Origin of the sequence: Arthrobacter gallicola, assembly GCF_014836775.1 — a bacterium.
Taxonomy (GTDB): Bacteria; Actinomycetota; Actinomycetes; order Actinomycetales; family Micrococcaceae; genus Arthrobacter_B; species Arthrobacter_B gallicola.
Map to the genome: position 1 here is coordinate 468,981 of NZ_JACSQD010000002.1, position 20,445 is coordinate 489,425.

Here is a 20,445-nt window from a genome sequence, read left to right on the forward strand (position 1 = left end):
AGATGGAATATGTGGAAGTTCTACTGCCCTCTATTTGTGTCGCAGCTCTCTTCTTTTTCGTAATGAAGGCGCTGTTGAACGCTGATCGTTCCGAGCGAAAAGCCCTGGCAGAAGCTGAACTCGAAGCTGATCAGAAGGCTAACGAAAGGCCGGAGCCGGCAGGCAGCACCGCCGAACCAGCTGATAAAGAATAGTTTTGAAAAGGCCTCCTCTGCTTTGACGGGGCATAACCAATTGCGTCATACTCGAAGTAGTCTCGAATTATCTAACATTCCGCTGCTTTGACTCATAGGAGCCTGACATGGCGCAAAAAGTAAAAATCATTCTGGTTGACGATCTTGACGGTGGAAGCGCGGATGAAACAGTCCGTTTCGGACTCGATGGGTCACAGTACGAGATTGACCTCTCAACTGACAATGCGAAGAACCTCCGCGCAGCATTGAAGTCTTATGTAGATGCCGGCCGTAAAACCAGCGGACGCACGGGACGCCCCCGCAGCACGGGCGCCGCACGCAGCAATGAGGCAGCCCAGATCCGCGAATGGGCCCGGAACAACGGCTACACCGTTTCGGAGCGTGGACGTGTCAACAGCGAAATTATCGAGGCTTACCGCGCAGCCCAGGGCTAACACCCTGCGTGAGGTCACGCCCATGGCGAACACGCCCCTTAACCGGGGTGTGGAGCCGTAGCATCGAATTACGCGTTAGCTAGGAGTGTGCCTCATGTTTGAAAGATTTACCGACCGTGCCCGTCGCGTTGTCGTGCTTGCCCAAGAAGAGGCACGCATGCTCAACCACAACTACATCGGCACCGAGCACATCCTGCTTGGGCTCATTCATGAGGGCGAGGGTGTTGCTGCCAAGGCCCTCGAATCCCTGAGCATTTCCCTGGGTGCCGTCCGCGAGCAGGTGCAGGAGATCATTGGTCAGGGCCAGCAGGCCCCGTCCGGACACATCCCCTTCACGCCGCGGGCCAAGAAGGTCCTGGAGCTCTCACTGCGGGAAGCCCTGCAGCTGGGACACAACTACATCGGCACCGAGCACATCCTGCTGGGCCTCATCCGGGAGGGCGAGGGCGTTGCAGCGCAGGTCCTCGTCAAGCTGGGTGCAGACCTGAACCGGGTCCGCCAGCAGGTCATCCAGCTGCTCTCCGGCTACCAGGGCAAGGAGCCCGTCTCCGCCGGTGGCCAGCAGCAGGAAGGCCAGCCGGCGGGCTCGGTGGTGCTCGACCAGTTTGGCCGCAACCTCACACAGGCAGCGCGTGAAGGCAAGCTTGATCCGGTCATCGGGCGCGAGCACGAGATGGAACGGGTCATGCAGGTGCTGTCCCGCCGCACCAAGAACAATCCCGTCCTGATTGGCGAGCCCGGCGTCGGCAAAACCGCCGTCGTCGAAGGCCTCGCACAGGCGATTGTCCGCGGCGATGTCCCTGAGACCATCAAGGACAAGCAGCTCTACACCCTGGACCTCGGTTCGCTCGTTGCCGGTTCCCGCTACCGCGGTGACTTTGAGGAACGGCTCAAGAAGGTCCTGAAGGAAATCCGCACCCGCGGCGACATCATCCTCTTCATCGATGAGATCCACACCCTTGTGGGCGCCGGTGCCGCTGAAGGCGCCATCGACGCAGCCTCGATCCTGAAGCCGATGCTGGCCCGCGGGGAACTGCAGACCATCGGCGCCACCACGCTCGATGAATACCGCAAGCACATTGAGAAGGACGCGGCACTCGAACGCCGTTTCCAGCCGATCCAGGTCAACGAACCTTCCGTTGCCCACGCGATCGAAATCCTCAAGGGCCTGCGGGACCGCTACGAAGCGCACCACCGCGTGTCCATCACCGATGCGGCACTGGCCTCGGCAGCAACCCTTGCCGAACGCTACATCAGCGACCGCTTCCTGCCGGACAAGGCCATCGACCTGATCGATGAAGCCGGTGCCCGGCTGCGCATCCGCCGAATGACTGCTCCGCCGGAGCTGAAGGAAATCGACGAGCGCATCTCCGCCCTGAAGATGGAGAAGGAGTCCGCGATTGACGCGCAGGACTTCGAAGGTGCTGCCTCCCTGCGGGACAAGGAGCAGAAGCTCCAGGACCAGCGTGCGGAAAAGGAACGCCAGTGGAAGTCCGGCGGCCTGGACGACATCGCCGAGGTGGACGAGGAACTGATCGCCGAAGTTCTGGCGAACTCCACCGGCATCCCCGTGGTGAAGCTGAACGAAGAAGAATCCACGCGGCTGCTCAAGATGGAAGATGAACTGCACAAGCGGGTCATCGGCCAGGATGAAGCCATCAAGTCGATCTCGCAGGCCATGCGCCGTACGCGTGCCGGCCTGAAGGATCCGAAGCGTCCGGGCGGTTCGTTCATCTTCGCCGGCCCCACCGGCGTCGGTAAGACCGAGCTCGCGAAGGCACTGGCAGAGTTCCTCTTCGGCGACGAAGAAGCCCTGATCACCCTGGACATGTCCGAGTACTCCGAGAAGCACACGGTTTCCCGCCTGTTTGGTGCCCCTCCCGGATACGTCGGCTACGAAGAAGGCGGGCAGCTGACCGAAAAGGTCCGCCGCCGTCCGTTCTCCGTGGTGCTGTTCGACGAGGTTGAGAAAGCCCACGCGGACCTGTTCAACTCGCTGCTGCAGATCCTGGAAGACGGCCGCCTGACCGACTCCCAGGGCCGGGTGGTGGACTTCAAGAACACCATCATCATCATGACGACCAACCTTGGCACCAAGGACATCTCCAAGGGCGTTATGACCGGCTTCCAGTCCGGCACGGACACCAAGACCGGTTACGACCGGATGCGGGCCCGGGTCACGGAGGAGCTGCGCCAGCACTTCCGCCCCGAGTTCCTCAACCGTGTCGATGACACCGTGGTGTTCCCGCAGCTGACCCAGGACGAAATTGTCCAGATTGTGGACCTGTTCCTGGAGCGCCTGGGCAAGCGCCTTGCGGAGAAGGGAATGAGCATCGAGCTCACCCCGGCCGCCAAGGTTCTGCTGGCCACCCGCGGCTACGATCCCGCAATGGGCGCCCGCCCGCTGCGCCGCACCATGCAGCGCGAGATCGAGGACCAGCTCTCCGAGAAGATCCTCTTTGGAGATCTCAAGCCCGGTGAACTGGTTTCCGTTGACGTGGAGGGCGAGGGCGACGACGCGAAGTTCACCTTCGTGGGTCACGGAGCCCCGCGTGCCATCGAAGAAGCCCCTTCGGCCATCGAGGCCGGCGTGGGCGACACCAAGTAGGACCAAGCAAAACCAAGCAGAGGGAGCTCCCGGAAATCCGGGGGCTCCCTCTGCGTTAACCCCCGGCCGCCGAATCCGGTTCGCTGCCGCACCCGGAGAAAGTCCTAGACTGAACCAATGACGCTTACCGCACAGACCGCACCGGTCACTGTCCGGCGTGCCCGCACCTCCGACGTGCAGTACATCCGTGAACTGGTGGCCCCGCTCGCCGACGAACGGGTCCTGATCGCCAAGGAGGCGGTGGCCTACTACGAGGGACTGCAGGAGTTCCGGATTGCCCAGGACGCCGAAGGAAACGTGATTGGCTGCGGCGCCCTGCACGTTATGTGGGAGGACCTGGCTGAAGTCCGCACTCTGGCGACACATCGGGACTGGCGGGGCCGCGGCGTCGGCCACCTGCTGCTGGAGCAGCTGCTTGCCGATGCGGTGGAGATTGGAGTTTCGCGGGTTTTCTGCCTGACCTTCGAGGTTGATTTCTTTCAACGCCACGGTTTTGAGGTGATGGAGAATCAGTCCGCAGTTGATCCGCAGGTTTATTCCGAACTCCTGCGCTCCCAGGATGAGGGAGTGGCTGAATTCCTGGACCTTGCGCGGGTGAAGCCGAATACGCTCGGCAATACCCGGATGATTCGAACTGTTCGCGGGTAGTGAACCGGCCATAATTACTGGCATATGCGCCGGCAATCAAGTACAGTAAGGGTACTTAGCATCCACTAATGCCGGTGGTTGTCCCGGGCTAACCGAATGGTTGTCCCACAGCGGGAACGCCGCCGGTCGATCAGAAAGCGGGTACCTATTATGGGCGCAGATGACAAGATGCAGAACAAGGGCGAAGAAGTCGGCGGCAAGGTGAAGGAAGGCCTGGGAAAGGTCACCGGAAACGAGCGTATGGAAGCCGAAGGTCAGGGAGACCAGGCCAAGGCAAACGTGAAGCAGGCCGGCGAACACGTCAAGGATGCTTTCAAGGGTAAGTAACCCCAGCGCACGGATCACTTTCCGTGCACCTCTTCCGGCCGCTGTTGTCGCTGTTGGCCGGGGAATACTGAAGGAAGGGCCCGTGGCCCTTCCTTCAGTGCGTTCGGGTGTCTTCCAAGCCTGTGCAGCGTCCCCGCCGCGGGGTAGGGTTGCCTGAATCAGTGAACGGGCAGGCGCCGTCGCCTGTCCGGTTTCCAACCCGTCTTCTGTGGGTAAGAGGAGCGTCAGGCCATGAAGAAACTCATCAATGATCCCCGCTCGGTGGTCGCTGAATCCCTGGAGGGATTCGGGCAGGCCCACCACGACCTCGTTACCGTCCACACCGACCCCGCCTACGTCCTGCGCCGGGACGCGCCGGTGTCAGGGAAGGTCGCACTGGTTTCGGGCGGCGGAAGCGGCCACGAGCCGCTGCACGCGGGCTATGTCGGCAGAGGAATGCTCGACGCCGCCGTGCCGGGGGCTGTTTTCACCTCGCCCACGCCGGACCAGATCCTCCCGGCCATCACCGGCACGGATTCCGGTGCCGGAGTGCTGCTGATCGTGAAGAACTACACCGGTGACATCCTCAACTTTGAGACAGCAGCGGAGCTGGCCCAGGTGGAAGACATCCAGGTCCGGACCGTTGTGGTCAATGACGACGTCGCGGTGGAGGACTCGCTGTATACGGCCGGACGGCGCGGGGTGGGCGGCACGGTACTGCTGGAACGGATTGCCGGCGGCGCGGCCGAGCGCGGCGATTCCCTGGACGCGGTGGCTGCGGTTGCAGAGCGGGTGAACGCGAATGTCCGCTCCATGGGTGTTGCCCTCAGCGCCTGCACGGTTCCGCACGCGGGTGAACCGAGCTTTGAGCTGGCTGAGAACGAGATTGAGCTTGGCGTCGGCATCCACGGTGAGCCGGGGCGGCGGCGGATGCCCATGGCAGACGCAGATTCGATCACCGACCAGCTGCTCGAACCGGTCCTCGCCGATCTGAAAACGGCTTCCGGGGACCGGGTGCTGCTTTTCGTCAACGGTATGGGCGGCACCCCGCTGAGCGAGCTGTATATCGTTTACCGCCATGCCGCCAAGTTCCTGGCGGACCGCGGCGTGCACGTGGAACGTTCCCTGGTGGGCAACTACATCACCGCTTTGGAAATGCAGGGGGCCTCGGTGACCGTGCTGAAACTTGATGACGAGATGATCGATTTGTGGGACTCGCCGGTGCAGACGGCGGCCCTGCGGTGGGGAGTGTAGGAATGGATCTGAACGCCCAGTGGGCCGCTGCCTGGATGCGCGAAGCAGCTGCGGCCATGGCCGGCAACCGGCAGCGCCTGATCGACCTGGACCGGGCAATCGGCGACGCCGACCATGGGGAGAACATGGACCGCGGCTTCAGTGCGATTGTGGAGAAACTCGACGCAGACGGCGTCCCAGCCACCCCCTCGGAGGTCTTCAAGCTCGCGGCCATGACACTGATGTCCAAGGTGGGCGGCGCCGCCGGGCCGCTGTATGGCACGGCGTTCCTGCGCGGTTCCACCGCCGTCGCCGGCAAGGAGGAGCTGAGCGCTGAGGACGTTGTCGCCTTCCTGACAGCCGCCCGCGACGGGATTGTCAGCCGCGGGAAGGCTGAACCGGGGGACAAGACCATGGTGGACGCCTTTACCCCCGCGGTCGAAGCAGCGCAGACGGCTGCCTCCGCTGAAGCCAGCGGAGCCGAAACCCTCTCGGCAGCCGCGAACGCTGCCGAGGCAGGCCTGGCCGGTACGGAGCCGCTCATCGCGCGGAAGGGCCGGGCCAGCTATCTCGGGGAGCGCAGCGCGGGCCACCTCGATCCCGGCGCAGCGTCAACAACCCTCATCCTGCAGGCGGCGGCCTCCGCCGCCGGGGAGAAGGCATGAGGGTCGGGCTCGTCATCGTTTCGCACAGTGACAAGCTCGCCGAGGGCCTCTGTGAACTTGCCGGTCAGATGGCCCCCGATGTTGCCCTCATCGCCGCCGGCGGCACCGACGACGGCGGAATCGGAACCAGCCTGGAAAAAATCCAGGCGGGCATCGCCCGGGCGGACGGCGGAGCCGGCGTAGTGCTGCTTGCCGATCTCGGCTCGGCTGTGATGACCGCGGAGATGGCGCTGGAGTTCCTCGAAGAGGATCAGCGCGAAAAGATCCGGCTCGCTGACGCGCCCCTGGTCGAAGGTGCTGTTGCCGCAGCCGTGGCTGCCCAGACCGGACAGGACCTGGCCGCCGTGGTCCGTGACGCGGAAGCGGCAGCCGCATCGATGGCCGGAGCGGCAGCGGAAAGCGGTGCAGCCCCGGCGGATGCCGCGCCCGAACTCGATGACATTGACCAGGACGACACCGGAGTGCTGGAGGCGTCGTGGGAGCTGATCAACCCCATGGGACTGCACGCCAGGCCGGCTGCGGTAGTGGCTCAGGCCATGGCGGACCTGGACGCGGACATTACGATCAACGGCGTCGACGGCAAGTCGGTGATGATGCTGATGACCCTGGGGCTGAAGGCGGGGGACACCCTCACTGTTTCGGCGCACGGACCGGATGCGGAGCGCGCGGTGGAGATGCTGGGTCTGGAAGTCCGGAACGGATTTGGGGAAATCTAGGCCGGCAGCCGCAGGCCGTCCCCGGAAAGCTCAGCCAGGCCGTCACGCACCAGACCGTTCAGTGCCCGTTCGAGCTGCTCCTGCGGCGCTGACAGGGCGTGCAGCGCGGCCAGCGGAGTAGTCACCGTTTCCTGCCCGGCGGCCAGGTCCACCGGGCCGGCGAGCAGCAGATCGCGCAGCACCGGCCCCTCAGCTTCCCGGAGCACCGCCATCATGGCCCCGCGCACCTGGCGGTCGGTTCCGTGCCAGGCCTGGCCCTTGGGCACGTAGTGCGGCTCCGGCCGGCCGGCGCGCACCCAGGCGCAGTCCGCCAGCACCGGGCAGTCCTCACAGCTGGGGTTCCGGGCAGTGCAGACCAGTGCGCCGAGTTCCATCACCGAGGCATTCCAGGCGACCGATCCGGCGTCGTCGTCAGGCAGCAGCGAGACCGCCAGGCGCATCTCCGCCGCCGTCAGGGACTGCGAAGGAAGTGCGTTGCCGGTCACCAGCCGGGCGTGGACCCGGCGGATGTTCGTATCCACCACCGTTTCGCGCTGCCCGAAGGCGAAGGCCGCGACGGCCGCCGCGGTGTAGTCCCCAACCCCGGGCAGGGTGAGCAGAGCCGCATGGGTATCCGGAACCAGGCCGCCGTGCTCAGTGACTATGGCTGTGGCTGCCGCATGCAGGCGCAGCGCCCGCCGGGGATAACCCAGCCGGCCCCAGGCGCGGACGGCCTCGCCGCTGGGTTCTGCCGCCAGGGCAGCCGGCTCCGGCCACCGCTGCATCCATTCCTGCCAGACCGGCAGGACCCGGACAACCGGAGTCTGCTGCAGCATGACCTCGCTGACCAGGACGCCCCACGGACTGCAGTCCGGTTCGCGCCACGGTAGCGGGCGGGCGTTGCGGGTGAACCAGGAAGTGATCCGGCTGTGCAGCTGCGAAAGATGCTCTGCCTGCTCCGGTTCCATGCGCTTCCCTCCGTGTTGACCAGCAATACTCTACTGACCGGCGTGGGGTCCGCCGTAATCCCGGCCTGGCTCCCTAGCCTTAAACCATGGCGGCAAAAGGATCCAGCAGAACCCAGCCCAGCAAAGCGGTGTACCGCCGGCGCCGGCTGGTCCTGCTGCTTGCGGTTGTCCTTATGCTCGGCGTCCTGATCTGGGGAGGCTCCGCCCTGGCGGGGGCCCTGCGCAGTGACAACGACGCCTCGGCCTCGGAGGCATTCCTCGCCGCACCGGATTCCTCCTCGCCGTCCAGCCCGCAGAGCAGTGCACCGGGCAGTGCCGGCGCATCGGACCCGGCTGCATCCGGCAAGTCCGAGGAGCCCGATACCAAATGCCCGCCTGCGTCGGTGAAGGTGGCAGCATCCACCGATGCCCCCGCTTATCCAGCCGGGAGTAATCCTCTGCTGACGCTCTCGGTGACCAACACCGGCACGGCACCGTGTGAAATCAATGTCGGCACCAACCAGATGGAATTCATCGTCACCAGCGGCTCAGACCGGATCTTCTCCTCCGCGGACTGCCAGGACGGCGGAGCGGACCTGATGAAGGAATTTGCTGCCGGCGCCACCGAGAAGGCCAACTTCACCTGGGAGCGGCTGCGTTCAGCGCCCGGGTGCGGGGCCGTTGCCAGCAACCCGAATCCGGGCTGGTACGTCTTTACCGCCCGTCTGGGAGAGGTCACCAGCGAGAAGGCCGTTTTCCAGCTGGACTGATCCGCCGAACGGGTGGCCTGGCTGCGCAGCCAGTTACATAAACCGGTCCAGCAGGCTCGTTTCGGCAATCCGGGACAGGCCCTCGCGGACCGTGCGGGCGCGCTGCTCGCCGATTCCGTCCACCTGCATCAGGTCTTCGATGTTCGCTGCCATCAGGTTCTGCAGGCCGCCGAAGTGGTCCACCAGCCGGTTGGACACCGCTGGGGGAACACTCTTGATGTTGCTCAGCAGACGGTAGCCGCGCGGTTGGACCACCGCTTCCAGCGATTCCTGGCCGGGCTGGAAACCGACCACCGTGGCGATCCTGCCCAGATCCACCATGTCCGAGGAACTGAGGTTCTGCAGCGTTGCCATGCGTTCCTCAATGTCATCCACGCTGCCGCTGGCGTCTGCGTAGTCCCGGATGATCATCTCGCTGCCCGGGCCCAGCCCGGTGGTCAGTTCCTCGAGCTGAAGGGACAGCAGCCGGCCGTCAACCCCGAGTTCCAGGACATACTGCGAGATTTCTTCGGAGATGCGGCGCACCATTTCCTGGCGCTGGAGCGTGACGGCGACGTCCCGCATGGTGACCATCGCTTCGATTTCCAGTGCGGAGAGGGAGTTGGTGACCTGGTCCAGGCGGGCCCGGTACCGCTCCAGGGTGGCGAGTGCCTGGTTGGCGCGGGCCGCCACCGGCTCGGAGCCTTCCAGCACATGGCGCAAACCGCCCACGTAGAGCTGGATGATCTGCATGGACTGGCTGACCGATATGACGGGGAAGCCGGCCTGGATGGCCACCCGCTCAGCGGTGCGGTGCCGGGTTCCGGACTCGTGCGTCTCGATGGTGTGGTCCGGCACCAGCTGGACAGCGGCGCGGAGGATATTTGCGCCGTCCTTGTCACAGACGATCGCGCCGTCCATCTTGGCCAGTTCACGCAGCCGGGTGGAGGAAAACTCAATGCCAATGTCGAACCCGCCGGAGCAGATGGAATCCACCGTGCGGTCGAACCCGAGGACGATGAGCGCGCCGGTACGGCCGCGCAGAATCCTCTCAAGCCCGTCGCGCAGTGCAGTTCCGGGCGCTACCCTGGCCAGGGTGGCCTTCAGCGCATCCTCGGGGGTGCGAGCCGCCATTGTCACTTCCTTCCGGCCAGTCCGGCCCGGGGTGTTCTGGGCATGGGTGCGCAGACACTTCACCATAGTAATGCGCGAAAAGGCAGCGTTTTGCACATCCGGCACCGGAGTATGACAAATGAAACATGATGCCCGGTCCGGCGGGAACGGCCTAGAAGAGCAGTTCCAGGGCCTCGGAGAGCGTTGACACCTCTTTCACCTTGAACCCGGCAGGCACCTGGCCCGGCCCGTTGGGGGACGCCGGAACCACGGCATGGCTGAAACCAAGCCGTTCGGCTTCCTGCACCCGGCGCGCGATGCCGGGGATGGGGCGTACTTCTCCGGCCAGCCCCACCTCACCGAAGGCGATGAGCCGGGCGGGCAGCGGTTTGTTCATTTTGGCGGAGGCAACGGCCAGCGCGACGGCCAGGTCGGTGGCCGGTTCCGTCAGTTTCACGCCACCTACTGTCGCCACGTAGCTGTCGTCTTTGGCCAGGTTCATTGATGCCCGCTGCTGCAGCACAGCCAGCAGCATCGCCACCCGGGCCGAATCCAGACCGCTGGTGGCTCGGCGTGCCTGGGCATTGCCCGTTTCGGCCAGCAGCGCCTGCACCTCCGCAACGAGCGGACGCCGCCCCTCAAGGGTCACCGTGATGCAGGTGCCGGAAACCGGGTCCTTGGTCCGGGAAACAAAGAGTCCGCTGGGATCAGCGAGTCCTTCAATGCCGTCCTCGGTGAGGTCGAAGCAGCCGACTTCGTCCGTGGGCCCGTAGCGGTTCTTGACGGCGCGGAGCAGCCGCAGACGGGAGTGCCTGTCGCCGTCGAACTGGCAGACCACGTCCACCAGGTGCTCCAGCAGCCGCGGGCCGGCGATGGAACCGTCTTTGGTCACGTGCCCGACTAGCAGCGTGGTCATATTGCGGGTCTTGGCCGCGTTGATCAGGGATGCCGCGACCTCGCGGACCTGGCTGACGCCGCCGGCACTGCCGTCAACGGCTGCGCTGCTGAGGGTCTGGACGGAGTCAACGATCAGCAGGGCCGGTTTGACCTGGTCCACCTGGCCCAGCGCCTGGCCAAGGTCGGTTTCGGCGCTCAGGTACAGGCTGCCGGACACCGCGCCGATCCGCTCCGCACGCAGTTTGACCTGGGCGGTGGACTCCTCGCCGGTGACATACAGAACGTCCCGCCCCAGGCCGGCCACGCGGGAGGCGACGTCCAGGAGCAGGGTGGACTTCCCGACGCCGGGCTCCCCGGCCAGCAGGATGACGGCACCGGGCACCAGCCCGCCGCCCAGGACACGGTCCAGTTCCCCGACGCCGGTCGGCTGGTAGGCGGCCGTGGTGGCATCGACGTCGGCAATCAACTGGGCAGGGCGGGCAACCGTTGCTGCCGCCGTAGTGCGGGCCAGGACCTCTCCGGCTTCCTCCACCGTTCCCCACGCCTGGCACTCACCGCACCGGCCCACCCACTTGGCCGCGGTCCAGCCGCACTCGGTGCAGCGGTAGTTGGCAGTCTTCACCCGGGATGTCTTCGTGGCCATGCCATCAGGCTATCCCGCGGCACTGACAGTGCCCGGCCGGAAAAGACGCCGGGCACAGGGGAAAGCTAGACCTTGGAAAGGCAGCTCACTGCTTCCTCATGGGTGAGGCCGGTGGCTTCGAGCAGATCCACAACCAGGGGGCGGAACAGCATCACCAGGGCATCGCCGTGCAGGTCGGTGACGGCCAGGGACGCCGGGTGCAGGCGGGAGCCGACGGCGGCCAGCTCATTCCGGGCCTGGCGCAGGTGGCGTTCGCGCATGGCAGGGGATTCGCCGCCGCCGAGCGCGCGGGCCAGCACATCAACGGCGTCGGCCGTGTCATTAATGACCTCGGAGACCTTCTCCACCGCCTCATCCGAAAGCGCTGCATGGTTGATCACCGATGTGGTCCGGCGGGCCAGCACACGGGAATTCCGGATCGCCAGGTCCAGGTAGCTGACCGAGCCGCGCAGGTCCCCCAGCTCGGCGAGGTAGCGGCGGTAGGCCGGGGAAATCCGGGCGACCTCCCGCGCGTCCCGGATACTGCGCGAGAGCATGTCCAGCTGCGGCTGGGTGTTGCGGGCCCGGACCAGCGCGTGCCAGGCCAGGGTGGAATCGCTGCGGGCCAGGGCATCAGCGGTCTGGCGCAGCACAGCGGAGAGCTCGCTCAGCAGTTCCCGCACATTGGACTTCGGTTCCCGCCGGGGATCACGCGGCGCCAGCATGGTGACAACCAGTGCGAAGACGCCGCCCACCACGGCGTCCGCGCTGCGGGTAAAAACACCGCCGTCGGGAGCCGGAAGCAGCACCACGAGCAGTGACTGCAGGCCCAGCTGGGTGGTGAAGATGACTCCGCGGTCCAGGAAGCGGGCCAGCAGGAGGGAAATAAAGAGGACGACGCCGGCCTGCCAGAGGCCGTTGCCAAGCAGATGCAGCAGGAGTTCACCGACCGTGATGCCCAGGGTGCAGCCGATCCCGACCTCCAGCACCCGCCGCATCCGCGGTTCCCTGGAGAACCCCAGGGAGATCAGCGCGGCCGTCGCCGCGAACAGGGGCCCCTCGTGGCCCAGCACATACTCAGCGAAGGCATAGGCACCCACCGCGCAGATGGTCATCTGCAGGGCGGGGAGGACCGAGGCGCCGCTGCGTTTGAGGCCCACCCGGATACGGTCCCGCAGGAAACCGCGGGTGGCGGAAAGACGGTCACGGGCGGGCATGCCAACAGTCTAGGCGGCGGGGGCCGGTCAATGCCGAGCCGGCGGGAGTGTGACCCCGGTCAGGGGCCGGCGGGAGCATTCCGCGGACCGACGCAATGGCCGGTGAAGAAAGGCCCGTTTCCGGTTCCGGCGCAGAATTCCCGAACTGCTTGACCCGGGTTAACCTTCCGTTCACCTTGGCGGGCCAGTCTCAATCCGGGACGACCAAACGTCCCAGCGAACAGACTCCCGGCGTTGACGCGCCGGATATACCACCCTTGAAAGGGACCACAATCGTGAAGGTATTCCGCTTTGGCCGCACTGCGGCCGTTCTTTCGGTGGCAGCACTGTCCCTGGCCGCATGCGGCAGCGACAACGCCACCGACGCCGCCGGCACTGAAACTTCTGCCTCCGCTTCCACCGTCTCGGGGACGCTCTCCGGTGTTGGCGCCAGTTCCCAGGCAGCGGCCATGGACGCGTGGATCGCCGGATTCAACGCCGCCAACCCCGGCGCATCGATTCAGTATTCGCCGGACGGTTCCGGAGCCGGACGTGAGGCCCTGCTGGCCGGCGGTGCGCAGTTCGCCGGCTCGGATGCCTACCTGAAGGATGAAGAAACTGCCGCTTCACAGGAGGTCTGCGGCCCGGACGGAGCCTTCAACGTTCCCGCCTACATTTCCCCGATCGCCATCGCCTTCAACCTGGAGGGCATCAAGGAACTGAACCTGGACGCCGCCACGATCGCCGGCATCTTCCGCGGCGAGATCAGCACCTGGAACGATGCGGCCATCGCCGGGCAGAACGAGGGCGTCAAGCTGCCCGCCACCCCCATCACCGTGGTCCACCGGGCAGATGACTCCGGAACCACCACTAACTTCACCGACTACCTCGCTGCCGCGGCTCCGGAGGTCTGGACCACGGAGGCCGACGGCGAATGGCCGGCAGAGCTCGACGGCCAGGAGAACGCGCAGGGCACCAGCGGCGTCGTCTCCGCGGCAAGCGCCACCGAAGGTGCGATTACCTACGCTGACGCCTCCGCAGTCGGCAGCATGGGCAAGGTCTCGGTCAAGGTGGGGGACGAGTACGTTGCCTACACCTCCGAGGCCGCGGCCAAGGCTGTGGAAGCCTCGACGCCGGTCACCGGTGAAGGCCGCCCTGACGCGGACATGGCTATGGACCTGGCCCGCGACACCACGGAATCCGGCGCCTACCCTGTGGTTTTGGTCTCCTACCACATCTACTGCACCACCTATCAGGACCAGGAGACGGTGGATCTGGTCAAGGCTTTTGGTGAATACGTCGTCAGCGATGAGGGGCAGGCAGCAGCTTCCGACGCCGCCGGTAACGCCCCGCTGTCCGCTAACCTGCAGGAGCAGGCCGTTCAGGCCCTCCGATCCATCAAGGCCGCGTCCTAAGACCCGGCCAGCCGCGGCAGGCCCCCGCACAGCGCCACGGCGCGCTGCGGGGGCTTTGCCCGGCCAGGGAGCCAGCTTGAAGTTCACCGGCTGACAGTGAAAACTGGCGAGTGCGGTGTCTTGTCCACAGTGAAGCAAGTTGCCAACAAAAGTTCGAAGGGTTGTGCAGTGTCAAGCAAGTCAATACAGGGCGCCGGCGGTGCCGGCCGCGCAGGAGACAAGGTCTTCTCCGGCATCACACTGCTGGCGGGTTGCCTGATCCTGACTGTCCTGTTCGCAGTGGCCGCGTTCCTGCTCTGGCAGGCGCTTCCCACCTTCACTGCACCCTCGGCGGACATCTCGGGCGGATCAGGCTTCTTCACCTATATCTTCCCGCTGGTCATTGGCACGGTCATCGCGGCCGCGATCGCACTCCTGATCGCCACTCCGGTGGGAATCGGCGTCGCCCTCTTCATCTCGCACTATGCTCCGCGCCGGCTCGCCCAAAGCCTCGGCTACGTCGTGGACCTGCTGGCAGCGATTCCCTCCGTGGTGTACGGCGCCTGGGGCATGACAGTCCTGGCCCCCGCCCTGGTGGGACCGTACAACTGGCTGGCCGAGAACGCCGGCTGGATCCCGATCTTCGCCGGCCCCGCAAGCCAGACCGGCAAGACCATGCTGACCGCCGGCGTCGTGCTGGCCGTGATGGTGCTGCCGATCATCACCTCCCTGACCCGGGAGATTTTCCTGCAGACTCCGAAGCTGCATGAGGAAGCGGCGCTCGCCATGGGCGCCACGCGCTGGGAAATGATCCGGATGGCCGTGCTGCCCTTCGCCCGCCCGGGCATCATCAGCGCCGTCATGCTGGGCCTGGGACGCGCCCTCGGCGAGACCATGGCCGTTGCCCTGGTGCTCTCCTCCGGCGGACTGATTGCCAGCCTGATCCGGCCGGGCAACCAGACCATCGCCGCAGAAATTGCCCTCAACTTCCCCGAGGCCTACGGGCTGCGGCTGTCTGAACTGATCGCCGCCGGCCTGGTCCTGTTCGTGATCACCCTGATCGTCAACGTGATTGCCCGCTGGATCATCAGCCGCCACAAAGAATTCTCGGGAGCCAACTGATGATTGAAACCACGCTGACCCGTTCTTCCGCCCTGACCAAGAACAAGCTCCCCGGCTACGCCATGTGGGCCGTGCTGGCCGCTTCGATCGTCCTGGGAGCGGCGCTCTCGGCCCTGCTCGGGTTCCACATCGCTTCCTTCGCCATCTTCGCCGCCATTCTCTTCGTGGCCGGCAGCACCATCGTGACCCGAATGGTGGAAGGCAGCCGGCGGGCCACCGACCGGTTCGCCACCAACCTGATTTTCGGTGCGTTCATCCTGGCGCTTGTCCCGCTCATCTCGGTCATCTTCACCGTGCTGGTCCGCGGCCTGCCCGGCCTAAGCCCCGACTTCCTGTTCACCTCCATGGGCGGCATGACCGGAACCGTGGACAACAACACCGTCGAAACCGGCGGCCCCGTCCTCGGCGGCGCCTACCACGCGATCATGGGCACGCTGCTGATCACGCTGTGGGCAACCATCATTTCCGTGCCGATTGGCCTGCTGACCGCCGTCTACCTGGTGGAATACAGCCGCGGCGGCCCCCTGGCCCGGGCCATCACCTTCTTTGTCGACGTGATGACAGGCATCCCGTCGATCGTCGCGGGCCTGTTCGCCGCCGCGTTTTTCGGGCTGCTCTTCGGCCCCGGAACCCGCACGGGCTTTGTCGCCGCCGTCGCGCTTTCGGTCCTGATGATCCCCGTGGTGGTGCGTTCCACCGAGGAAATGCTGAAGATCGTTCCCAACGAACTGCGTGAAGCCGCCTACGCCCTGGGTGTGCGGAAATGGCGGACCATCCTGAAGGTCGTCGTTCCCACCGCCATCTCCGGCATCGCCTCCGGCGTGACCCTGGCCATCGCCCGCGTGATCGGGGAAACTGCGCCGCTGCTGGTGACCGCCGGATTCGTGAACACCATCAACCTGAACGTGTTCGCCGGCTGGATGTCCAGCCTGCCGACGTTCATCTACCGCCAGCTGATGAGCCCCACCTCGCCCACCAACACGGACCCGAGCACCCAGCGTGCCTGGGCCGCGGCGCTGCTGCTGATTGTCATGGTCATGCTGCTGAACCTCGGCGCCCGCCTCGTTGCCCGGATCTTCGCGCCCAAGACCGGCCGCTGACCCTCCAGACCCGGCCGCTGCGGCGGCACCGGAGAATCCGACTGGATGCTCCACCGGAACAGAACAGAAGGAAACACATGTCCAAGCGAATCGACGTCAAGGGCCTCAACGTCTTCTACGGCGACTTCCTGGCGGTCGAAGACGTCAGCATCAAGATGGAACCGCGGTCAGTCACGGCGTTCATCGGCCCGTCCGGCTGCGGCAAGTCCACCTTCCTGCGCACCCTGAACCGGATGCACGAAGTCCTTCCGGGCGCACGCGTTGAAGGCGAAGTGCTGCTCGACGGCGAGAACCTGTACGGACCCGGCGTTGATCCGGTGACCGTCCGCAGCCACATCGGCATGGTCTTCCAGCGGCCCAACCCGTTCCCCACCATGTCCATCCGGGACAACGTGCTGGCCGGAGTGAAGCTGAACAACAAGCGCATTTCCAAGTCCGACGCCGATGACCTGGTGGAGAAGTCCCTCACCGGCGCCAACCTCTGGAAAGAAGTCCGGGACCGGCTGGACAAGCCCGGTTCCGGCCTTTCCGGCGGGCAGCAGCAGCGCCTGTGCATTGCGCGCGCCATTGCAGTGTCTCCCGAGGTGATCCTCATGGACGAGCCGTGCTCCGCCCTGGACCCCATCTCCACGCTGGCCATCGAGGACCTGATCGAGGAGCTCAAGAGCGACTACACGGTTGTGATCGTCACGCACAACATGCAGCAGGCCGCCCGCGTCTCGGACAAAACAGCGTTCTTCAACATCGCCGGCACGGGTAAGCCCGGCAAACTGATCGAGTACGACGACACCACCGTCATCTTCAACAACCCGTCGGTGAAGGCCACCGAGGATTACGTCTCCGGACGCTTCGGATAACCCCACCTCTACAGCCGCAGGGCCGGACACCGCTGGTGTCCGGCCCTGCGGCGTCTGGGCGGCTTCTGCGGGGCGCGGAGCCTACAGGAGCGGGCTCAGGGCCAGGAAGAAGATTCCGCCCAGCAGGGCCGCGGCAGGGGCCGTGATCAGCCAGGTCCCCAGGATGTTGCGCAGCGGGATGAACCGGACGGCGGCAAACCGCCGGTTCGCGCCGGCGCCGACAATGGCCGCCGTCATGGTCTGGGTGCTGGAGAGCGGGATGTGCAGCCACAGTCCGCCCAGGAACAGCATTCCGGTGGCCACCGCCTGCGCGCTCATGCCGCGCAGCGGATCGATCCGCACCAGCCGGTAGCCGAGCGTATGGGTGATCCGCCACCCGCCGAACAGCGAGCCGGCGGCCAGCGCGGTGCCGGCAAAGACCTGCACGCCCCACGGGATTTCCGTCCCGGTCGAGTAGCCGGCGGCCACCAGCCCGAGCACCAGCACCGCCATCGTCCGCTGCCCGTCCTGCATGCCGTGGCCCACCGAAAACGCGGCGGAAAGCACTGACTGCGCAATGCGGTTCCCGGCGTCGCCGCGGCGCAGCGAGCTGTACCGCATCAGCCACATCACCGGGTAGACCAGCAGATAGGCCAGCACAAAGGCAATTACGGGGGAGAGCAGCAGCGGAAGGGCGATCTGGTCCCAGAGGATCCGGAAGGACTCGGTGATGCTGGGCCCGCCGACCAGGGCCGATGCGGCGCCGGAACCGATAATGCCGCCCACCAGTGCATGCGTTGAAGAGGACGGCATCCGCCGCCACCAGGTCCACAAGCCCCAGGCGCAGGCCGAGGCCAGGCCGGCCATAAGAATCCCCAGGCCGCTGCTGCCCGGGGGCAGCTTGACGAACAGGTCAGCCAGGACCAGGGCCAGGGCCGTGCTCATGAGGGCGCCCAAAAGGTTGAAGACACTGGCCAGCACGACGGCGACGCCGGGTGTCAGGGCACGTGTCCGGACCGCTGCGGCAACGGAGTTGGAGACGTCGTGGAAGCCGTTGATGAAGGCGTAACAGCCCGCGAAGGCGAAGACGGCGACGAGCAGTGCGGTGGTCAACCTACGATTCCCGCACGAGGATGTTGCCGACATAGGTGCCGACCCGGCGGAGTTCCTTGGACGCCGCGGCGAGCTGGTCGGCCAGGTCCCGGTGGCGGATGTAGGACAGGGCCTTGTGGTCGTTCATCAGTTCGGCCAGCCACATCCGGTGGGTCCGCTCCACCCGCTTGCTCAGGCGCAGCATTTCGATCCAGTAGTCTTCGAGGTCTTCGAGGGACGCCAGGGTGCGCATGGCGGCAACGGTCAGCTCGGACTGCCGGCCCAGGACCTCGAGCTGTTCGGCGGCCCGCCGGGAAACGTTCGTCAGCTTGTAAAGCGAAATGATCTCTGCCGCGCTGTCCAGCCGTTCCATCACGGTCAGCAGGATGAGGGACAGGTCATAGAGGTCTTCGCGGGGCAGCGGATTGATGAAACTGGTCCGCATCTGAGTCATCAGGGCAAAATGCAGCTCGGTGGTTTCCGCTTCCAGCGTGTGCAGCTCTTCGGCGAGGCGCGGAAACTCAGCAGACTCGGCGCCCAGCGCCTCCGACAGGGTCGCAGTGCCGCGCACCGCTTGGACCGCCATGCGGGAAAGCAGGTCAAGTCCCGCGCTTTCCTGGGGGAACAGCCGGAGCTTCATCGGACAGGCCGGGTGTGCTGGGAGCTCATCACACCGGTAAGAATATCCGATGGGGAAGATGGGAGCGGTGCCGGACCGGGAGCGCCTCTCGGCGGAAGGCCGCTCGAAGCGGCTCTAAGTTGAAGCCCGGGGGTTCCGCGGTCCGACACCAATTTCAGTTTTCTACTCCCCGTCCCTGATGTCAACTGGAGTGTCCACAGGCCTCCGCAGCGGCGCGTGCGGCCTAGTCCAGCTCTCCGCGGCGCCACGCCTCGGCGGAATACTCCAGATCTTCGGCTGTCACCACCAGCTGCCGGGCATTGCGTGTCAGCTCGGTGGCACGGGCACTGTTGCCTGCTTCCGCCGAGTCCGCATGGTGGGTTTCGCCCAGTGAGATGACCCGGCAGAATGCAGCGAACCGCTCCAGGGCGACGTCGAAGTCCCCCTTGAAGGCGCCGGACAGGATCGTATCCGCCATGGCCCGCACCTCATCCGCGCCCAGCGGCTCGGCAACACCGGCCACCACCTTGGAGACCTGCGCGGCTTCCTTGCCGGCGGCATACAGAGCGGCAACACGCTCGGGGTTCTGCTGGACCGCCGCACGGAGGGCATAGAGCCGCCAGAGAGCGCCGGGGAGGGAGCGCGCGGGGCTGGTCGCCCAGATCTCCGCTACGGCTTCGAGGCCCTGCTGGTCTCCCAGTTCCACCAGACGGCGGGTGACCTCCGGATCGTCACTTTCCCGGCCATGACTGACCAGGGCCTGGGCCGCCAGATGGGCAGCCTCGGAAACCCGGGCAGGGTCCGCTCCGCCCGGATGGTTGGCAAAGTCCATGGGTGCATAGAGCTTCGGCTTGTGATGGCGGGGGGCTGACGAATCCGGATCACTCATGGTTTGAGAATACTCCCGCCGGCACAGGGAATCGAGGCGGCTGCCCGCCTCGGAAGCCGGACCCGGAAGGGCAGCCGGAGCAGCCGTTGCTGGAACAGCGGAGAGGGTTTCCACGATTCCTTGGCCGTGCGATAAAGTGGAAAAGTCAACGCGGCAGGTGTGTTCTGTTTCTCAGGATCAGCACCTGCTCTGTTGGTGGGGGCCTTTAGCTCAGTTGGTAGAGCATCGGACTTTTAATCCGTGGGTCGTGGGTTCGAGCCCCACAGGGCCCACCAGCTGGCCGCCGGGCGAATGAACCGGCGGCCTTGCGTCCCTCACCCGCCGGCACTGTGCACGGACCGGGCCGTCGCCGGAGGGCTGCCAATCTCCTGAACACTGTGGCCCGAACACCGCGTTCTGGTCACGCTCGCCCGCTCAATGCGCGTCATAAGGAACCAGCGCATTTCATTGCGCAGCCGGCACCACCCGATCAAATACCACCGGCCGTTGGTGGACGCGAAAATCACCGGTTCGACATCGCGGATAGTCTTGCTGCCGTCCCCCGAGGTGTAGTGGATGCGCACAACATATTGATCGGCCATCGCGTCTTCAAGCGCGGATCTGACTGTCCGCGCCGGGGCCGGTTCCGGGTTTACCCAGATACGGCGAGCAAGCTCGTCAGCCCGTTTCCGGGTCCGCGGGTCAAGGACGTCCAGGATCTTCCGGATGCCGGCTGAGGCAAGGTCGGAGTAGGGGGCGTCCGGGGCAGCCGAGACAGCCGCGAGGAGCGCCACAGCCTGGGACGGGGACAAACTGATCGGCGGGAGGCTGGACCGGGCGGCCAGGCCGTAGCCGCCGCCGGGGCCCGGACGCGACCAGATCGGCACCCCGCTGTTCTCGAGCGCGTCGAGGTCCCGCTTGACCGTGCGCACCGACACGCCGAATTCGCCCGCCAGCCGGTCCGCCGTGCACCCGCGGGCACCGCTGCGCCGCAGCATCTCGGTGAGTGCGTGGAGCCGCTCTCCTCTTTTCATCGTTCTACCCCCAGCCAAGAATCATGCCAGAAATAGTGACACACCAGTGTCCAATCGGCCTGCGAAGATCGTG

General features: G+C 65.6%; 21 protein-coding genes and 1 tRNA gene. 14 read left to right on the plus strand and 8 right to left on the minus strand.

Translation table 11 applies throughout. The features are described from left to right. The first annotated feature begins 2 nt into the window (after positions 1-2). The 8 genes from H9639_RS06555 (at position 3) to dhaM (ending at position 6,804) form a co-directional block, all read left to right on the plus strand. On the plus strand, positions 3-194 hold the full coding sequence (locus tag H9639_RS06555; RefSeq protein WP_191807295.1) for a hypothetical protein: 192 nt from the start codon (positions 3-5) through the stop codon (positions 192-194). A gap of 107 nt (positions 195-301) precedes the next feature. Further along, complete coding sequence (locus tag H9639_RS06560; RefSeq protein WP_191807296.1) at positions 302-628, plus strand: histone-like nucleoid-structuring protein Lsr2; 327 nt, start codon at positions 302-304, stop codon at positions 626-628. Positions 629-722: 94 nt separating this feature from the next. Beyond that, entirely contained in the window at positions 723-3,236 is a 2,514-nt protein-coding gene (locus H9639_RS06565; protein ID WP_191807297.1) for an ATP-dependent Clp protease ATP-binding subunit, read from the plus strand. A 117-nt stretch (positions 3,237-3,353) separates the two neighbouring features. Beyond that, positions 3,354-3,884 (plus strand): amino-acid N-acetyltransferase, encoded by a 531-nt coding sequence (locus H9639_RS06570; RefSeq protein ID WP_191807298.1) that lies wholly within the window; start codon positions 3,354-3,356, stop codon positions 3,882-3,884. A 150-nt stretch (positions 3,885-4,034) separates the two neighbouring features. Next, positions 4,035-4,211, plus strand: a complete 177-nt coding sequence (locus tag H9639_RS06575) for a CsbD family protein (RefSeq protein WP_191745266.1) — start codon at positions 4,035-4,037, stop codon at positions 4,209-4,211. A gap of 231 nt (positions 4,212-4,442) precedes the next feature. Further along, positions 4,443-5,444 (plus strand): dihydroxyacetone kinase subunit DhaK, encoded by a 1,002-nt coding sequence (dhaK, locus tag H9639_RS06580; RefSeq protein WP_191807299.1) that lies wholly within the window; start codon positions 4,443-4,445, stop codon positions 5,442-5,444. Between the two features lie 2 nt (positions 5,445-5,446). Then, the gene (gene dhaL / locus H9639_RS06585) at positions 5,447-6,088 is read left to right on the plus strand and encodes a dihydroxyacetone kinase subunit DhaL (protein WP_191807300.1); all 642 of its coding nucleotides are present in this window, start codon (positions 5,447-5,449) and stop codon (positions 6,086-6,088) included. Continuing rightward, entirely contained in the window at positions 6,085-6,804 is a 720-nt protein-coding gene (gene dhaM, locus H9639_RS06590; RefSeq protein WP_191745263.1) for a dihydroxyacetone kinase phosphoryl donor subunit DhaM, read from the plus strand. Before dhaL ends, dhaM begins: the two co-directional genes overlap by 4 nt. Here the strand turns inward: dhaM and H9639_RS06595 are convergent. Beyond that, the gene (locus H9639_RS06595) at positions 6,801-7,751 is read right to left on the minus strand and encodes an A/G-specific adenine glycosylase (RefSeq protein ID WP_191807301.1); all 951 of its coding nucleotides are present in this window, start codon (positions 7,749-7,751) and stop codon (positions 6,801-6,803) included. The genes dhaM and H9639_RS06595 overlap by 4 nt on opposite strands. An 86-nt stretch (positions 7,752-7,837) precedes the next feature. On the opposite strand from H9639_RS06595, the gene H9639_RS06600 reads away from it, so the two are divergent. Continuing rightward, the gene (locus H9639_RS06600) at positions 7,838-8,500 is read left to right on the plus strand and encodes a hypothetical protein (protein WP_191807302.1); all 663 of its coding nucleotides are present in this window, start codon (positions 7,838-7,840) and stop codon (positions 8,498-8,500) included. Positions 8,501-8,533: 33 nt separating this feature from the next. Here H9639_RS06600 and disA read toward each other — a convergent pair whose 3' ends face one another. The 3 genes from disA to H9639_RS06615 form a co-directional block, all read right to left on the minus strand. Further along, positions 8,534-9,613, minus strand: coding sequence for a DNA integrity scanning diadenylate cyclase DisA (gene disA, locus H9639_RS06605; RefSeq protein WP_191807303.1), 1,080 nt, complete (start codon positions 9,611-9,613; stop codon positions 8,534-8,536). A gap of 151 nt (positions 9,614-9,764) precedes the next feature. Then, a complete protein-coding gene (gene radA, locus H9639_RS06610; RefSeq protein ID WP_191807304.1) occupies positions 9,765-11,132 on the minus strand; it encodes a DNA repair protein RadA in 1,368 nt (455 codons plus the stop codon). A gap of 65 nt (positions 11,133-11,197) precedes the next feature. Beyond that, positions 11,198-12,328, minus strand: a complete 1,131-nt coding sequence (locus tag H9639_RS06615) for an FUSC family protein (protein WP_191807305.1) — start codon at positions 12,326-12,328, stop codon at positions 11,198-11,200. Positions 12,329-12,603: 275 nt separating this feature from the next. On the opposite strand from H9639_RS06615, the gene pstS reads away from it, so the two are divergent. The 4 genes from pstS (at position 12,604) to pstB (ending at position 16,780) form a co-directional block, all read left to right on the plus strand. Beyond that, positions 12,604-13,722 carry a phosphate ABC transporter substrate-binding protein PstS gene (gene pstS, locus H9639_RS06620; protein ID WP_191807443.1) on the plus strand — a complete coding sequence of 373 codons (1,119 nt, stop codon included), beginning with the start codon at positions 12,604-12,606 and terminating at the stop codon, positions 13,720-13,722. 168 nt (positions 13,723-13,890) lie between these two features. Beyond that, positions 13,891-14,823 (plus strand): phosphate ABC transporter permease subunit PstC, encoded by a 933-nt coding sequence (gene pstC / locus H9639_RS06625; RefSeq protein WP_191807306.1) that lies wholly within the window; start codon positions 13,891-13,893, stop codon positions 14,821-14,823. Beyond that, positions 14,823-15,923, plus strand: coding sequence for a phosphate ABC transporter permease PstA (gene pstA / locus H9639_RS06630; RefSeq protein ID WP_191807307.1), 1,101 nt, complete (start codon positions 14,823-14,825; stop codon positions 15,921-15,923). Before pstC ends, pstA begins: the two co-directional genes overlap by 1 nt. Positions 15,924-16,000: 77 nt before the next feature. Further along, positions 16,001-16,780 (plus strand): phosphate ABC transporter ATP-binding protein PstB, encoded by a 780-nt coding sequence (gene pstB, locus H9639_RS06635; protein WP_191745254.1) that lies wholly within the window; start codon positions 16,001-16,003, stop codon positions 16,778-16,780. An 81-nt stretch (positions 16,781-16,861) separates the two neighbouring features. Here the strand turns inward: pstB and H9639_RS06640 are convergent, their stop codons facing one another. The 3 genes from H9639_RS06640 to H9639_RS06650 all read right to left on the minus strand — a co-directional run bounded on the left by H9639_RS06640 (position 16,862) and on the right by H9639_RS06650 (position 19,359). Further along, on the minus strand, positions 16,862-17,872 hold the full coding sequence (locus H9639_RS06640; protein WP_225219257.1) for an inorganic phosphate transporter: 1,011 nt from the start codon (positions 17,870-17,872) through the stop codon (positions 16,862-16,864). Between the two features lies 1 nt (position 17,873). Beyond that, entirely contained in the window at positions 17,874-18,491 is a 618-nt protein-coding gene (locus tag H9639_RS06645) for a DUF47 domain-containing protein (protein ID WP_191807309.1), read from the minus strand. A 223-nt stretch (positions 18,492-18,714) separates the two neighbouring features. Next, a complete protein-coding gene (locus H9639_RS06650) occupies positions 18,715-19,359 on the minus strand; it encodes a hypothetical protein (protein WP_191807310.1) in 645 nt (214 codons plus the stop codon). A gap of 199 nt (positions 19,360-19,558) precedes the next feature. On the opposite strand from H9639_RS06650, the gene H9639_RS06655 reads away from it, so the two are divergent. After that, positions 19,559-19,634: transfer RNA gene (locus H9639_RS06655), tRNA-Lys, on the plus strand. Positions 19,635-19,673: 39 nt separating this feature from the next. Here the strand turns inward: H9639_RS06655 and H9639_RS06660 are convergent. Then, positions 19,674-20,372 (minus strand): helix-turn-helix transcriptional regulator, encoded by a 699-nt coding sequence (locus H9639_RS06660; protein WP_191807311.1) that lies wholly within the window; start codon positions 20,370-20,372, stop codon positions 19,674-19,676. Between the last annotated feature and the right edge of the window lie 73 nt (positions 20,373-20,445).

What these genes read in the sequence shown, in the direction of transcription:
- H9639_RS06555 (WP_191807295.1), top strand. Translation starts at nt 3, where the DNA reads ATGGAATATGTGGAAGTTCTACTGCCCTCTATTTGTGTCGCAGCTCTC.
- H9639_RS06560 (WP_191807296.1), top strand. Translation starts at nt 302, where the DNA reads ATGGCGCAAAAAGTAAAAATCATTCTGGTTGACGATCTTGACGGTGGA.
- H9639_RS06565 (WP_191807297.1), top strand. Translation starts at nt 723, where the DNA reads ATGTTTGAAAGATTTACCGACCGTGCCCGTCGCGTTGTCGTGCTTGCC.
- H9639_RS06570 (WP_191807298.1), top strand. Translation starts at nt 3,354, where the DNA reads ATGACGCTTACCGCACAGACCGCACCGGTCACTGTCCGGCGTGCCCGC.
- H9639_RS06575 (WP_191745266.1), top strand. Translation starts at nt 4,035, where the DNA reads ATGGGCGCAGATGACAAGATGCAGAACAAGGGCGAAGAAGTCGGCGGC.
- dhaK (WP_191807299.1), top strand. Translation starts at nt 4,443, where the DNA reads ATGAAGAAACTCATCAATGATCCCCGCTCGGTGGTCGCTGAATCCCTG.
- dhaL (WP_191807300.1), top strand. Translation starts at nt 5,447, where the DNA reads ATGGATCTGAACGCCCAGTGGGCCGCTGCCTGGATGCGCGAAGCAGCT.
- dhaM (WP_191745263.1), top strand. Translation starts at nt 6,085, where the DNA reads ATGAGGGTCGGGCTCGTCATCGTTTCGCACAGTGACAAGCTCGCCGAG.
- H9639_RS06595 (WP_191807301.1), bottom strand. Translation starts at nt 7,751, where the DNA reads ATGGAACCGGAGCAGGCAGAGCATCTTTCGCAGCTGCACAGCCGGATC.
- H9639_RS06600 (WP_191807302.1), top strand. Translation starts at nt 7,838, where the DNA reads ATGGCGGCAAAAGGATCCAGCAGAACCCAGCCCAGCAAAGCGGTGTAC.
- disA (WP_191807303.1), bottom strand. Translation starts at nt 9,613, where the DNA reads ATGGCGGCTCGCACCCCCGAGGATGCGCTGAAGGCCACCCTGGCCAGG.
- radA (WP_191807304.1), bottom strand. Translation starts at nt 11,132, where the DNA reads ATGGCCACGAAGACATCCCGGGTGAAGACTGCCAACTACCGCTGCACC.
- H9639_RS06615 (WP_191807305.1), bottom strand. Translation starts at nt 12,328, where the DNA reads ATGCCCGCCCGTGACCGTCTTTCCGCCACCCGCGGTTTCCTGCGGGAC.
- pstA (WP_191807307.1), top strand. Translation starts at nt 14,823, where the DNA reads ATGATTGAAACCACGCTGACCCGTTCTTCCGCCCTGACCAAGAACAAG.
- pstB (WP_191745254.1), top strand. Translation starts at nt 16,001, where the DNA reads ATGTCCAAGCGAATCGACGTCAAGGGCCTCAACGTCTTCTACGGCGAC.
- H9639_RS06645 (WP_191807309.1), bottom strand. Translation starts at nt 18,491, where the DNA reads ATGAAGCTCCGGCTGTTCCCCCAGGAAAGCGCGGGACTTGACCTGCTT.
- H9639_RS06650 (WP_191807310.1), bottom strand. Translation starts at nt 19,359, where the DNA reads ATGAGTGATCCGGATTCGTCAGCCCCCCGCCATCACAAGCCGAAGCTC.
- H9639_RS06660 (WP_191807311.1), bottom strand. Translation starts at nt 20,372, where the DNA reads ATGAAAAGAGGAGAGCGGCTCCACGCACTCACCGAGATGCTGCGGCGC.